Here is a 14,664-nt window from a genome sequence, read left to right on the forward strand (position 1 = left end):
GCTGCACCTTGATGATGATATGGATAACCAAAACCACCACCAAAATCTAAATATTGCCAATCTGGTAACTTCTGCGCCATTTCTAAAACCGAATCAATAACATCAATAAAAGCGGTTGTTGCATTAGTTCCCGTACCACGATAAAAATGTAAACCCGTCACCTTTAAACCCACAGCCTGAGTAATAGAAACAGCCTCATCAAAATCTGCCGAAGTCACACCAATACGACTATCTTCCGAAACATTCAACCGCAAACCAAGACGTAACTCCTCTTCCTCTTTGCGCCTCTGCGCCTCTGCGTGAGAAAACAAAATCTCACAACACAAACGCAACTGAGAAATACTATCAAAATTGAAAGTATTCACACCCCAATCTAAAACTTGTTCCATTTCCTCCCGATTTAAATTACTGCCACTATAAACAATATCACCAGGAAGAAAACCTGCCTTTAACCCCAAATAAATATCACCAGGAGTATTAGCATGAAGTCCCCAACCAGCAGATTTAAATATTTTCAATAAAGCAATATTGCCATTTGTAACACTAGCAAAATGAAACTGAGTCAAAGGATAATCAAAAGCTTGAGTAATATGGGAAATAGTGCGGCGTAAAATATCGCCATTATAAACATATAAAGGAGAACAGTAAACTTGTAATAACTCCTGTGCAAGTTCTAAGTTTGGAATTGCTGGTATTTTTTCCATAACCATCGAGGTAATATAAATGGATGATAGAAAGACTTTTTACCTAGTTTAGAACCAAAAACGTGAGAATACCAAAGTTGCCACATAATTAGTAACCAGAGACTTTCACCAATACGTCGGCCTTGAATTGTTCCTCCTAATTCACCTGTAACAATTTGTGAAGCAAGATCAGGAAAAAAGTAATTATCCGAACTTAGTATACCCGGATTTAACCAATTACCGATATCATGCCAAAAATCATTTAAACACCAAGAGGTTAAGGGAACACCCATACCGCGTTTTTGTCGCCAAACAATTTCCGACGGTAGCCAATTTTCCACCGCACGTTTGAGGATATATTTCTCACAAGCACCGTGTAAACACAGTTCACCAGATAGCTGAAAAGTCCATTCTGATAAAAGTAAATCACAAAAAGGCGATCGCACACCTAACCCATGAGCAAAACCCAACGCAGTCGCACGCGGATGTATATTTTGCGCTCCTTTTAACATCAAACTGGCACGACGGAGGCGATGTAACAACGAAGGACAAAAACTAGCATCTAGAGCATTTAACAACCAATCCTGAGCATTTAAACCCTGAATCTGTGCATATATTTCCTGTTGATACACCCTTTTTTCATAACCCCAAAAACGGTGAAAAGTCCGCAGATATTGTTGAATAAAACCTTCTTTTTGATTGGGATGTTCAGCTTGATAAATACCAGCAGCAATCAAAGGTTTATTAGTCCAACCGGCAAATAATTGATCACCACCTTCACCATTAAAAATTATTTGAGTTTCTTGACTAGCAACTTGATTGAGAAGATATAAAGGAACAGTTACACCGTCACCAAAAGGTAAATCTAAAGCCTTGACAGTAGGAACTAGAGCATTTTTAATATTCTTAGGACTTGCGTCAACCTTCACTAAAGGAATATTCAAAAATTCCGCTACTTGTTCCGCATAGGGATATTCAGGAATACCCACATTACCAAAATCCAAAGTATAAGCACGAACTTTCACCCCAGCTTCTACCAACAAAGCCGCAACAATTGAAGAATCTAAACCCCCAGAAAGGAAAACCCCAACAGGTTCATCTGGTAAATCAGCAACTTGTTTTTCTACGGCATTTTTTAGTAAAACTTGTAATTGAGAAACTGCAATATTTTCATCCTGAATATGTTCCTTTGATTCACACCATTGATAAATATTCCGAAATTGAGGATAATTAATATCTTCCCAAACAACCTCAGTTCCCGCAGAAACAGAAAACACTTCATTGACAGAAGTCAAAGGATTAGGAACATAAGAAAAACAACTATAACCATATAAACCAGAAATATTAACTTCCGGTTTTTCAATCACTTCTAAAAGTAACTGTAACTGCGAAGCAAACCAAACTACCCCACCTTGCTGAGTCCAAAATAAAGAAACCCTTCCAAAAGCATCCCTCCCCAAAATCAACTTATTTGATTCTAACCTCACCCAAACATCAAAATTATCAAAAAACCCCCCAGCAGAAATAGCCGCAATCGTATTTTTAGCTAGTACAGGTACAGACTCACAACCAACATAAACAACATCCCAAACAAACTTTCCCTCCGCACCTTCTTCCTTTGCGCCTTTGCGCCTTTGCGAGAGAAACTCTTTTCTCTTATCACCCCAATAACCAATAAAATGATAGGGAAACATAACTATTTAACCACAAAAGATTCATCACTAATTTTCCGACCATCAAGAAACATTTCGACCTTCCAATTACCCAGACTTGCATTAGGATTAATAGTGTAACGACATTGGGTTTCCCAAATAGAAGTTTTAACTTCACGGGTTTGGTAATTATTTTGTTTAACAACTTGACCACTTGAATCAACCCAATTACAAGAGAGAGATAGCTTTTTACCAATAGGTGCATCTTTCAAGGTCACACGATAAAAAAGTTCCGGCTGAGATTGACGAGAAATAGTATTAAGATTAGCATTATCAGCCAAAGTAATGCGGTCTTGTTGTGCTGTTATATTAGCTAGTAAAGAAGTTTTTTGTTGACTAAAAAAAATTGTCAATCCTATCCCTACTATTACAATAGTAACCACACCAAAACCAATTAATTTATTGCGGCGTTCTTGAACTTGTAAAGCTTGTTTACGTCGAACTTGAATTAAAGCTTCATCTAATAATTCAGGTGGTAAATTTAAATCTTGTAAAATATCTCTAACTTGCTGTTGATCTAGTTCTGCTTCTTGACGCAATTGCAATCCTTGAACTTCAGCAATGATTTGATTTAATTGTTCTTGGCTGAGTCGCTGGTTCATAATTTCTGGTAACTCTTGATAAAAACACTGGGTAATTAATTATATTTTAATTCAACATAAAATGTATAGCAATACTTTTCGGTTAAGTTAAAATCATTAAATTAGGTACGTTGGGTTGACGTTAGGAAACCGAACAAGATTGAAATATATAGGACTTCTATTTAATATTTTTCAGAAATTTACAGTGAGGGCGAAGCATTCGGAAAATATTCTTGGGAAAAAACCGATAATTTATCGTCCGAATGCTTCGCCCCTACGATTCCTGCTGTCTGTTTCTTTTTTAATTCCAGTGATAGAATAAATTAAAGTTAATTGTTGCCTTCCCCGTAGCTGCAACTGCTCTACTTTTTGAGTATGAAAATGCTGTTTAACAAGTTGAAATGTGGTTTCACTGATTAAGATACCATAAGGGTTTCCGTTGTTAACATTTTTATTGAGTTGTTCCAAACGAGCCGCAATATTTACAGCATCTCCTAATACAGAATAATTCAATCTTTTATAACCACCAATACTCCCAGCAACCACCAAACCTGTATGAATACCAATACCGATATTAATAGCAGGTTTACCCAGTAATTTTAATTCCTGATTTAATGTTACCAATTTTTCCTGCATAAAAATTGCCGAATAAACCGCATTAATGGCATCTTGTTCAATTTCTTCTGCACGCGTGTGGGGAAAAGGAATACCAAAAACAGCCATAACTGCATCCCCAATATATTTATCAATTACCCCATGATGTTTTTGAACACACTCAGCCATAGCACCCAAATATGAGTTTAACCAATCAAGTAAATCTTTGGGTTTCATCCCTTCAGAAATAGTGGTAAAACTACGAATATCACTAAATAGAACTGTTGCTACCATTTCTTGAGCATCTAATTGACCATTTTGAAAAATTTCATCTCGATGTTGCCAAATTAAATCTGCTGTTTCTTGGGAAACATGACGAGCAAATAAACTCATTAATTGTTGTTTTTCTTTTTGTTCTTGCCACTGTACCGTTAATCCAGATAAGAGAAATGTGCCAATAGGGGAAGCAATTGGCAACCAAATATGAGAATTATTTAAAACTAACACTACTAAAATAAACCATGCCAAAGGTATTAATATTAAGAGAATAATTCGCTGTTTAAATTGTAAAAAAATGAGGATTAAACTAGAAATAATACCAACAGTAAATAATAAAAATAATTCAACTTGCCAGGGTATTTTTTGGAGAAATCGGTTATTAAGTAGATTATCAATGGCGGCAGCGTGTAAGTAAATACCAGAGGTAGGTGGTGTTTGTTCAAAAGGAGTTTTCAAAGGATCATTTGCACCAGTAGCAGTGAATCCAATCAGGACAATTTTGTTCTTGAATTGAGATGGAGCTACCTTTTTATTGACAACATCTACAAAAGAGTATGTGGGAATATTCCGAGTTGATGTTACCCAATTAATCCAAACAGATAATAAATTCTTTCCTGGTTCTGGTTGTGGTAATAAAATTGGTGTTTTTCGGGAATTATTATCTGTAGTAAAAGTTTGCTGCAAGCTGTTATTATAAGCTGCTAATAATGCAATACTAAAAGCAGGAACTTCATTAATATATAGAGATAATTGACGACTTACTCCATCTAAATCAGCATTACTAACTATATGTCCTTTAGAAGTAACACGATCTAGGATAGGAACAGGACGGAGAGTTTGTTGATGTAAACCGGGGGCAATTGCTAACACAACTTGGCCATTTATTTCCATGGCTTCGGCTAGTTTGGCATCTGCGTTGGTGGGTTCAGTAAATAAAATATCAAAGCCGATTGTGGAGGGAGGAGAGGCTTCTAAAGTTTCCAATAATTGAGTATAGCGATCGCGTGATAACGGAAATTCTCCATATTCAGCTAATGTATGATCATCAATGCCAATCACCACAATCCGCGAATCCCAACTAGAATAAGATAAATAATTGCGTGTTTTGAATACTAGATTAAATCCTATTAATTCTAAGGATTGCCAAGCACCTATTTGCCATAATCCCATTGACAACAGTGCAGTTAATAAACCAGGCAAAAATAAATGCTTCTCTCTAATAGGACTTTTGAGGTATTTTACCCAAGTTTTAACAGTCATTTTTATAACATTAAAAGAGATTTATATATACCTGAAAAAAAGTGCCGCGATTGTATTATTCTCAAAATAATCAAGAACTAAATTGGCATTCCTAGTGAAAAACTGATATCAATACTTTACCGCTAATTGCAATTCAGTCAACGCCAGATCATCATCAAAGGTAGGATCACAATTGAACACATTATTAAAAATATCAGGCTTTATTGATACCTGCACCGAACGCATAGGCCGATTAACCAGTTGGTTAGTCCTAGTTATGGTCATCCTCGGTGTGTGGAATGTAGTAGGTAGATACATGGGACGGATTATTGGTAATAATCTCACCTCCAACGCCTATATTGAAGCCCAATGGTATATTTTTGACCTAGTTTTCCTATTAGGTGCAGCTTACACCCTTAAACATAACGAACACGTGCGGGTGGATGTTTTTTATAGTAACTTATCAGGGAAACAGAAAGCGATCGCCGACCTATTTGGGACAGTATTTTTTCTGATCCCCTTCTGTATCATGGTAATTATTTTTTCCTGGGATACCATCATTGCCTCTTGGCAAATTATGGAAACATCACCAGATCCTGGTGGTTTACCTCGTTACCCCATTAAAGCCATGATTATTGTCGCCTTTGTACTGCTGATTTTTCAGGGCATTTCCGAGGCCATTAAAAATGTCGCCATACTGCAAAACAGAATAGCACCCCAGGAGGAAAATCATGACACTGGACTATGAATGGCTTGGTCCGTTTATGTTTGCAGGGGCTTTAGTGCTGCTATCTGTGGGGTATCCAGTCGCTTTCTCTCTCGGTGGAGTAGCGATTTTATTCGGCATTATCGGCATTGCTTTGGGTGTTTTTGACCCGGTATTTCTCACAGCCATGCCACAGCGGATTTTTGGCATCATGGCCAATTATACCTTGTTAGCCATTCCTTACTTCATCTTCATGGGGTCAATGTTGGAAAAATCCGGCATTGCTGAAAGACTTTTAGAAACAATGGGGATTTTGTTGGGACGCTTGCGGGGTGGACTGGCTTTAGCTGTGATTTTGGTAGGTGCATTACTGGCAGCAACTACAGGTGTGGTAGCCGCGACTGTGGTAGCAATGGGTTTAATTTCTCTGCCAATTATGCTGCGCTATGGTTACAGCAAAGAATTAGCTACTGGTGTAATTGCCGCTTCGGGAACATTGGGACAAATTATCCCCCCTAGTGTGGTTTTAGTAGTTTTGGGTGATCAATTGGGGATATCTGTCGGTGATTTATTCCTCGGTTCAGTCATTCCTGGCTTGATGATGGCGGGGTCTTTTGCCCTTCATGTGTTAATTGTGGCCTTTTTGAAGCCAGAGGTAGCCCCAGCCTTACCAGCCGAAGTGCGGGAAATTGGCGGTAAAGCCTTGAGAAAGCGGGTTTTTCAGGTGATGTTGCCGCCGTTGATTTTGATATTGTTGGTTTTGGGAAGTATCTTTTTTGGCTTTGCTACACCCACAGAAGCCGGTGCGGTGGGATGTGGAGGAGCGATCGCTTTAGCTGCTGTTAACCGTCAACTAACTTTAACATCTCTGCGTCAGGTATGTGATAACACTTTAAGAATCACCAGCATGGTAATTTTTATCCTGTTAGGTTCTACAGCCTTTAGTTTAGTATTTCGGGGCTTAAATGGCGATCAATTCATGTTTGATGTCCTCTCTAATCTTCCCGGTGGTAAAGTCGGATTTTTAGCCCTCAGCATGACGGTAGTTTTCTTACTGGGCTTTTTCATTGACTTCTTTGAAATCGCTTTTATCATCATACCTTTATTTGTACCAGTCGCCCAAACTTTAGGAATTGATCTAGTTTGGTATGGAGTAATATTAGGGGCAAATCTGCAAACTTCTTTCCTCACACCTCCCTTTGGTTTTGCCTTGTTTTATCTGCGCGGTGTCGCACCTCCAGAAGTAACAACTGGTGATATTTATCGGGGTGTAATTCCGTTTATTTTGCTGCAATTGTTGGTGGTAGTTTTAATTATTGCCTTTCCAGGAATTGTTAGTTTCTTACCTTCTTTGGGAGGGTAAGAAAATTTTGGGTTTTATATGATCTCGTTATCTTGTTCCCAATTTGAGACTGAGAACGAGAAAATCAACGAAGTGAGTGAAGTTTTGGGTCAGTTTTTTTTGTTGGAACACTCTAATTTAAGATAAATACAATGTACGAACAAATTTCTCACTCATTGTTAAATTCAATCCTGGATGATTTAAAGCCAGAAATTCGTCGGCAAGATTTGCGGCATTTTTATACCCGTCTTGGAGCGAACTTTTACGCTATTCATTCGCTATTTTCGACGCTGTACGGACATCGTGATGATTTTAAACTGCAAATGTTGCGGCTAGTTGAAACAATGGCGAAAGGCTATATTGATCGTTCTCCAGAGTTAGAGCGGTTGGATATTCAACGTGAGCAAGACCACAATTGGTTTTTGTCGCAAAAATGGGTAGGGATGGCTCTTTATTCCAACGGTTTTGCAGAAAACCTTGCAGATTTAGAGAACAAAATCGGCTATTTTCAAGAGCTAGGCATCAATATGGTGCATATTATGCCAATTTTGATGTGTCCTAATGGTCAAAGTGATGGGGGGTATGCCATCAGTGATTTTAGGCAAATTGACGATCGCGTTGGTGATTTAGAAGATATTCGCCGCATTGCTAAGGAGTTCAGAAAGCGTGATATTTTGCTGGTTCTAGACATTGTGCTTAACCATACTTCTGACGAACATGAATGGGCGCAAAAAGCAAAGATGGGCGATCGCAGTTTTCAAAATTACTATTATATTTTTGAAAACCGAGAAACTCCTGATATGTTTGAGCAAAGTATGCCAGAAGTTTTCCCTGAGACAGATCCGAGCAATTTTACTTGGAATGCTGAGATGGAAAAATGGGTGATGACGGTTTTCCATAATTATCAGTGGGATTTAAATTACAGCAATCCCAGAGTTTTTATTGAAATGCTCGACATTATTATGTTTTGGGCAAATCAAGGTGTTGATGTTCTTCGACTCGATGCTGTGGCGTTTTTATGGAAAAAGATCGGTACTTCTTGCCAAAATGAACACAACGCACATTTAATTTTGCAGTTAATGAAAGATTGTTGTCAGGTGAGTGCGCCCGGTGTATTGTTTATAGCTGAAGCAATCGTTGCCCCTATTGAAGTAATTAAGTATTTCGGCGAAGATGCGATCGCAGCCAAAGAGTGTGAGATTGCTTATAATGCGACTTTAATGGCTTTAATATGGGATGGAATCGCCACTAAAAATACTAAGCTACTCTACCAAGGCATCAAAAATTTGCCTAATAAATTAGAACGTGCTACTTGGCTAAACTATGTGCGTTGTCATGATGATATTGGTTTGGGTTTTGACGATGGTGATATTCGTTTAGCTGGTTATGAACCGAGAGCGCATAGAAAATTTTTAGTTGATTACTTAAGCGGTAAATTTGATGGATCTTCATCTAGGGGACTGGTGTTCATGCCTAATGAAGCTACAGGAGATGCACGTATTTGTGGTTCACTAGCTTCTTTAGCGGGATTAGAATCTGCCCTGGAAACTGCTGATGAGGGTTTGATTGCCTATGCAATTAACAGAATTTTATTAATGCACGCAATTATTCTATCTTTTGGAGGCATCCCTCTAATTTATAATGGCGATGCGATCGCTGTACTCAATGATTACAGCTATATTGATGACCCAAGCAAAACCGATGACAATCGCTGGGTACACCGCCCTAAAATTAATTGGGAAAAAGCCGACTTACGCAAAAAACAAGGCACGGTGGAACACACGGTATTTAATGCCACAAAAAAAATGATTGCCGTCCGTAAAGAAATTTCCGCTTTTGCTGATTTTAATAACCGCGAATTGGTACACCTAGAGAATAAACACTTGCTATGTTTTGTTCGTTTCAATCATCAACTTCCATCAGAAAAAGTGCTGGTTATCGCCAACTTTGATGCAAATCCGCAAGACTTGTATTTGGAGTCAATTAGAACTATGGGCTTCAATATTGATAGTAAATTTGTTGATTTATATAGTGGTATGAAACCAGAGCAATGTGATAATCGGATTATTTTACAAGGATATCAATTTTATTGGCTCACAGAGACATAAAAAGCTTCAATCGTTAAGAAAAAATGGGAGTCAAGCGATCGCTGCATAAATTTTTGCATAGCTTAATCTCGTTCCCAGTCTGAGACTGGGAATGCCATCAAGAGGTTCTACCTCTACATTTAATACAGAGTATGGAAACGAGAAATATTCCCCTCCTCGCTTGCGGGGAGGGTTTTTTTTGATAATGCGGTTATATGATAAGTATTTAAAATAACTTTACATTTAGTCAAATATTTTTATATCAGATTGCCATATAAGAACTTTATACTATGATACCATGTAAATAGTAACACTTAAATATACAGCTTTCTGATCAGTTTCTCACCACCATGAGTAATACAAGTTTTTGGCGGCCTGCTTATCAACTATTCAAACCAGAAGAACCTCTGAGTACATCTGAAGACCTCAAAAATTTTTACGTCCCCAGAGATAACAGTCCTGTAGATCGACTTGTTAGTTTACTGGAAATGGAAGACGACCCCGCAAAATTTTTACTCGCAGGTCATAGGGGTGGAGGGAAAACTACTGAACTACGACGACTAGAACAAAAGTTAGCTGATACACATACTGTTATCTGGATAGATACGCAAACAGCCCTAGATAGATATAACATTGGTTATGCTGAAGTAGTAGTTTTAATTGGTTTGCAAATTGCACAGCAAGCTATTAAATCTAATTGGTTTTTGAAAAAAGATAAATTATTAGCCAGACTACAGGACGCACTCAAAACTGTAGTTTATCAAGATAAAGGTACTCAAACTGAAGGTTTGGGAATGCCAGAATTTATTGAAAAAGCAGGATTAATTCTCAAACGCGGCTTAACCAGAGAAATCACTAAAACCGTTAATGTTCGTCCTAAATTAACGGAAATTATTGATAGCGTAAATGAGATTATTCTCGCGGCTGAGAAAGAAAATAAACAAAAATTATTTATCATTATTGATGGACTAGATAGACATGATTTAGTCACAGCTTTGGATATGTTTTCCAGTTCATTGCTAACAGAATTAAGCTGTCATATTATTTATGCAATTCCCATAGCATTGCGATATTCACCAAATTTTCGCCAACCAATGGAAAGCTTTCAAAAATGTTTGGATTTGACTAATCCTCCCGTTTTTGAATGTGATAATAATCTATGTCCCACAAATAACCCTGATCAAAGAGGAAGACAAATTCTGCTGAATATCATCAATAAACGTCTTGATAGATTGGGTTATAATTATAAAGGGTTGTTTGAACCTGATGCTCTAGAATTAATTTGTGAAAAAAGCGGTGGTGTTATTAGAGATTTAGTGAGGTTAGCGCGGACTGCTTGTGAAATTGGATTGCGAAAAAAAATGAAGTTAGTAGATTTAGAAATTGCACAAGAAGCCGTGCAAGAAGTCCGCAGAGAATATAATTTAGATGATTACCAATATCCAGAAATTGACTCAGTACACAAAACTGGGACATTAACGACTAAAACCCATAGCTTACCCCAAAAAGGCGAGTTTATTATTTGTGATGAGCTTTTACAAAACAAACTAATTTTGGGTTATTACAATTCCAGACAAGAACCCTGGTTTGATATTAATCCTATTTTGCTAGAGGATTTACAGCGTTGGCAAGCGGCTTAAAATCCTATTTAATAACGTGACTACGCTGGAAAGATTACTAAGTATAAACTGGTGCTAACTATGCTTTCTGATGACTCCAATTATATTTTGAGCGAAGCTGATAAAGAAGAATTAGAAAAATTAGTCAGCATCTTAGAACTTTCCAGTGGGACAACAATTATCTTTGCCATTACACCAGAAAGTAGTCCTCAGCATTTAGTTGTGAAACAGCTAAAAGAAGATTTAGCAACCAGTGAAGAGAATTTTCGCTTTCATAACTTTTTTTATAGTGAAAATTCTTTCCACAATTTCCTATACAGTTTAGATGAAAATCTGCAATTAGAACGTAGATTAATTATGGCATTTGGTCTTGATCAATTGCCTACACCGCGTTTGGTTAAAGAAATGCAGCGTTTAAACTTAGGAAGAGAAGAGTTATTTGGTAGAAACTTAATATTAATTTTTTGGTTGAATCAAATTAACTTTCTAGATGAGTTTCGTCAACGTGCGCCGGATTTTTGGGATTGGCGAGGAAAAGTAGTACAATTTGAAACTCGTAATCCCTTACTTTATCCTTATTTGGAATGGTTAATTGCTGAAAACTCTTATCTCAAAATGAGTGGAGTAATGCAGGTAAATCGTCAAGTTGATATTTTTCTTGACCAGATTTATGTTTCCCTGCAAGCACAAAGAAGACAAGAAATTACAGATACTTCTGAAAGTAGAGAAATTGAAGCAGTAACTGTTTTGAAATCTCGCTCTAATTTTAGTAGAGTTAAAGGAGGAGGAATTGATGTAGATGATTGGGATGAACCTTACTATTATGAACCTGTACGAGAAAAAACTACATCTATTTCTAGTACCAAAACAATTACAGAAAAGGTTGAATTATCCCAAGCAGTAAGAAATAATGCTTATAGTGTAATTTTGGGCGCTCCTGGTGCTGGTAAAACTACTCTTTTACGTTATTTGGCTTTGCATTTTGCCACAGCGAAAAGAGATGATGAAGAAGCAGTAATTGCTGGGGAAACAAAGGAAGATTTAGGAAAAACTCTACTTCCCGTTTTCTTTCGGATTGCTGATTATGCAGAGAAATTAAAACAACAACCAAATTTAACTTTAACTGAATATCTACGGCAATTTTATCGTCAATGGGAAGCTCATTTTCAAACACAAGTAAAAATAGGAATTGAGGTATCAGCATTTTTATTAGATGCCATACGTCAAGGAAAATGCTTAATGTTGCTAGATGGTTTAGATGAAGTATTTGATCAAGAAAGCCGCAGACAAATTGTAGAATCTATTAATCAGTTTGTTGATGAATTTCCTCATAATAAATATGTAATTACTAGCCGCATTGCTGGCTACCGTGACGTACAACTAAGCAGCCGTTTTGCTGAATATATTATTGAAGATATGAGCAGTGAAAAGGTAGAACAGTTTTTATATCGCTGGTGTCGAACAGTAGAAAAAGCACAACAACCAGATGCTAGTGAAGAACAAATAGAAAGAAAAGGTAATGAACAAGCAGCAAATATTTTAAATGCAATTCAAGATAATGAAGGTGTAAAGCGTTTAACAGCAAATCCCCTATTATTAACTATTTTGGCACTGATTCACCGCAATGGGGAACGCTTACCTAATCGCCGAGTCAAGTTATATGAATTAGCAGTACAAACTTTGATAGAAGATTGGCAACTGAGCAAAAAATTACCAGATGCTCCAAAAGTCGTATTAAGAGAAACTGAAGTAGTTGAACTTTTAGCACCTTTAGCATATTGGATGCACGAAGAAAAGCCTTCTGGTTTGGTAACAGAGATGGAAGTGCAAGAGCAACTAGCAACTAAAATGGCAGAACTGAATGATGCTGAACCGGAATCAGATTTAGTGCGCCAAGCTGTGAGAGAGTTTCTGCGAAAAGTGCGAGAAACAACCGGTTTATTTGTGGAAAGAGCGCCTGGTGTTTATGGTTTTATGCACCTGACTTTTGAAGAATATTTTGCGGCTCGTTATATTGCAGATAATGACCAAAGTAAAATTCAAGAACTAATTCAACAACATCTCCATGAACCACGCTGGAATGAACCAATTTTGTTATCTTTAGGGTATTACGGAATTCATCTGCCTGGACAAGTTAAGAAATTAATAGATCAATTATTTAGTAATTTGCAAGATTACCAACCTCTGCTACAACATGGCGAGATAAAAATAAAAACCTCTGCTGATAATACAATTATTATTTACTTAAAAGCCGAAAATGATTCAGAAAAAACATTAAAAAATGTAGAATTTAATTTGCAAAATTTATTTTTCGCGGGACAAGTTATTGCTGAAATTGAAGTTAGCAATATTTTCCGAAAAAATGTTATTGAAAAGTTAATTGTTACTTACATTGGTATAGATGATGATTTTGAAAATGATCTAATTAAGCAACTCCTGCGAACACTAAGAAAAATTGAACTATTTTATCAGAAAGGTGAAGTCATAGCTAAATTAACAGAAGTCGCTAATGATTTAAGTTTATCTCAAGAAATGCAAATTAAAGCAAAAACAGCTATTTTATATGTTGCTTGTGGTCAATCAGCAGGATTAGATAATTATATAGCAGAAATTGTTAATGAATTAGACCCTTCATTGTTTGATAGTATTAGAAATTTGGTTAAACAACTGGGTGAAGAAATGACACCTACTCTGGAAATTAGCTGTCAGCATTATAATAATGAAAGTTGTCAAATAGCATTAATTTTTATTACTGCTATGTCTTATGTGAGAAAAGATAATTATGATAAGGCTATTGCAATTTTTGAAGACATAGATCAAAAATCACATAATAGTCTTAAATCATTTATTTATTGGGCTTTTGCTATATGTTACCAAGAGAAAGAAAATTATGAAAAAGCTGATGAATATTATAATAAATGCAAAGTAGCTGATGATAATCTATCAAATACATCATTTGTTTTTTGGAGAAATTGGGGTTGGTGTCAAAAATCAAACAACAAACATGAACAATCACTTGATTACTACCAAAATGCACTAAATCTTATCAATGAAATTCAAAATTTTCAAAATAAGGCAAATTGTATTTTCAGTATAGGTAGAGTTTATCAAGGTTGGGGTAAATACGAACAAGCAATCAGTTACTACGAACAAAGTCGGGAACTTTATCAACTATTAGGTAAAGAAAAAGATGTTGCTAATCAGTGGTATTGGCTGGCTTATTGCTATAGAGAATGGGGAAAATATCAGCAAGCTGTTGATTGTGAAAATCAAGATTTAGCTATTCGTCAGCAGTTAGATGACCAAGTTAATATTGCTGATGCCTATTTTCAACTAGGATGGATTTATCAAGGTTGGGGTAAATACGAACAAGCAATCAGTTACCACGAACAAAGCCGGGAACTTTATCAACAATTAGGTAAAGAAAAAGATGTTGCTAATCAGTGGTATTGGCTGGCTTATTGCTATAGAGAATGGGGAAAATATCAGCAAGCTGTTGATTGTCAAAACCAAGATTTAGCTATTCGTCAGCAGTTGGATGACCAAGATAGAATTGCTCTTGCTTACTGGCAGCTAGGATGGATTTATCAAAGTTGGGGTAAATACGAACAAGCTATAAGTTACTATGAACAAAGTCGGGAACTTTATCAACAATTAGGTAAAGATACAAATGTAGCTAATCAGTGGTATTGGCTGGCTAATTGCTATAGAGAAATGGGGAAAATATCAGCAAGCTGTTGATTGTCAAAACCAAGATTTAGCTATTCGTCAGCAGTTGGATAGACCAAGTTAATATTGCTGATGCTTATAAACAGCTAGGAT

Annotated in this window: 8 protein-coding genes and 1 pseudogene; 5 read left to right on the forward strand and 4 right to left on the reverse strand. The window is 36.6% G+C overall.

The genetic code is table 11. The annotated features are described in order from the left end of the window. From FJR38_RS03925 to FJR38_RS03940, 4 genes and pseudogenes are all read right to left on the reverse strand, one after another. Positions 1–704 (reverse strand): annotated as a pseudogene (locus tag FJR38_RS03925) (decarboxylase); the annotation flags it as partial. After that, a complete protein-coding gene (locus FJR38_RS03930) occupies positions 674–2,377 on the reverse strand; it encodes an asparagine synthetase B (protein WP_168535499.1) in 1,704 nt (567 codons plus the stop codon). The gene FJR38_RS03930 and the pseudogene FJR38_RS03925, both read right to left, overlap by 31 nt. A gap of 2 nt (positions 2,378–2,379) precedes the next feature. Beyond that, positions 2,380–2,997, reverse strand: a complete 618-nt coding sequence (locus FJR38_RS03935; protein WP_168535501.1) for a DUF3859 domain-containing protein — start codon at positions 2,995–2,997, stop codon at positions 2,380–2,382. 231 nt (positions 2,998–3,228) lie between these two features. Continuing rightward, entirely contained in the window at positions 3,229–5,109 is a 1,881-nt protein-coding gene (locus FJR38_RS03940; protein WP_168535503.1) for a CHASE2 domain-containing protein, read from the reverse strand. Positions 5,110–5,281: 172 nt separating this feature from the next. Here FJR38_RS03940 and FJR38_RS03945 point away from each other — a divergent pair, with 172 nt between their 5' ends. The 5 genes from FJR38_RS03945 to FJR38_RS03965 all read left to right on the forward strand — a co-directional run bounded on the left by FJR38_RS03945 (position 5,282) and on the right by FJR38_RS03965 (position 14,583). Further along, complete coding sequence (locus tag FJR38_RS03945) at positions 5,282–5,836, forward strand: TRAP transporter small permease subunit (protein ID WP_168535505.1); 555 nt, start codon at positions 5,282–5,284, stop codon at positions 5,834–5,836. Next, on the forward strand, positions 5,820–7,157 hold the full coding sequence (locus tag FJR38_RS03950; RefSeq protein WP_168535507.1) for a TRAP transporter large permease subunit: 1,338 nt from the start codon (positions 5,820–5,822) through the stop codon (positions 7,155–7,157). The genes FJR38_RS03945 and FJR38_RS03950 overlap by 17 nt, the downstream gene beginning before the upstream one ends. Positions 7,158–7,288: 131 nt before the next feature. Continuing rightward, positions 7,289–9,244 carry an alpha-amylase family glycosyl hydrolase gene (locus tag FJR38_RS03955; protein WP_168535509.1) on the forward strand — a complete coding sequence of 652 codons (1,956 nt, stop codon included), beginning with the start codon at positions 7,289–7,291 and terminating at the stop codon, positions 9,242–9,244. A gap of 329 nt (positions 9,245–9,573) precedes the next feature. Next, entirely contained in the window at positions 9,574–10,863 is a 1,290-nt protein-coding gene (locus FJR38_RS03960; RefSeq protein WP_168535511.1) for a P-loop NTPase fold protein, read from the forward strand. A 60-nt stretch (positions 10,864–10,923) separates the two neighbouring features. Continuing rightward, a complete protein-coding gene (locus FJR38_RS03965) occupies positions 10,924–14,583 on the forward strand; it encodes a tetratricopeptide repeat protein (RefSeq protein ID WP_254449349.1) in 3,660 nt (1,219 codons plus the stop codon). The last annotated feature ends 81 nt before the right edge of the window (positions 14,584–14,664 follow it).

Source organism: Anabaena sp. UHCC 0253 (genome assembly GCF_009712085.1).
Taxonomy (GTDB): Bacteria; Cyanobacteriota; Cyanobacteriia; order Cyanobacteriales; family Nostocaceae; genus Dolichospermum.

Excerpts from the sequence above, each read along its gene's own strand:
- FJR38_RS03935 (WP_168535501.1), bottom strand. The coding sequence starts at position 2,997 with ATGAACCAGCGACTCAGCCAAGAACAATTAAATCAAATCATTGCTGAA.
- FJR38_RS03930 (WP_168535499.1), bottom strand. The coding sequence starts at position 2,377 with ATGTTTCCCTATCATTTTATTGGTTATTGGGGTGATAAGAGAAAAGAG.
- FJR38_RS03965 (WP_254449349.1), top strand. The coding sequence starts at position 10,924 with ATGCTTTCTGATGACTCCAATTATATTTTGAGCGAAGCTGATAAAGAA.
- FJR38_RS03950 (WP_168535507.1), top strand. The coding sequence starts at position 5,820 with ATGACACTGGACTATGAATGGCTTGGTCCGTTTATGTTTGCAGGGGCT.
- FJR38_RS03955 (WP_168535509.1), top strand. The coding sequence starts at position 7,289 with ATGTACGAACAAATTTCTCACTCATTGTTAAATTCAATCCTGGATGAT.
- FJR38_RS03960 (WP_168535511.1), top strand. The coding sequence starts at position 9,574 with ATGAGTAATACAAGTTTTTGGCGGCCTGCTTATCAACTATTCAAACCA.
- FJR38_RS03940 (WP_168535503.1), bottom strand. The coding sequence starts at position 5,109 with ATGACTGTTAAAACTTGGGTAAAATACCTCAAAAGTCCTATTAGAGAG.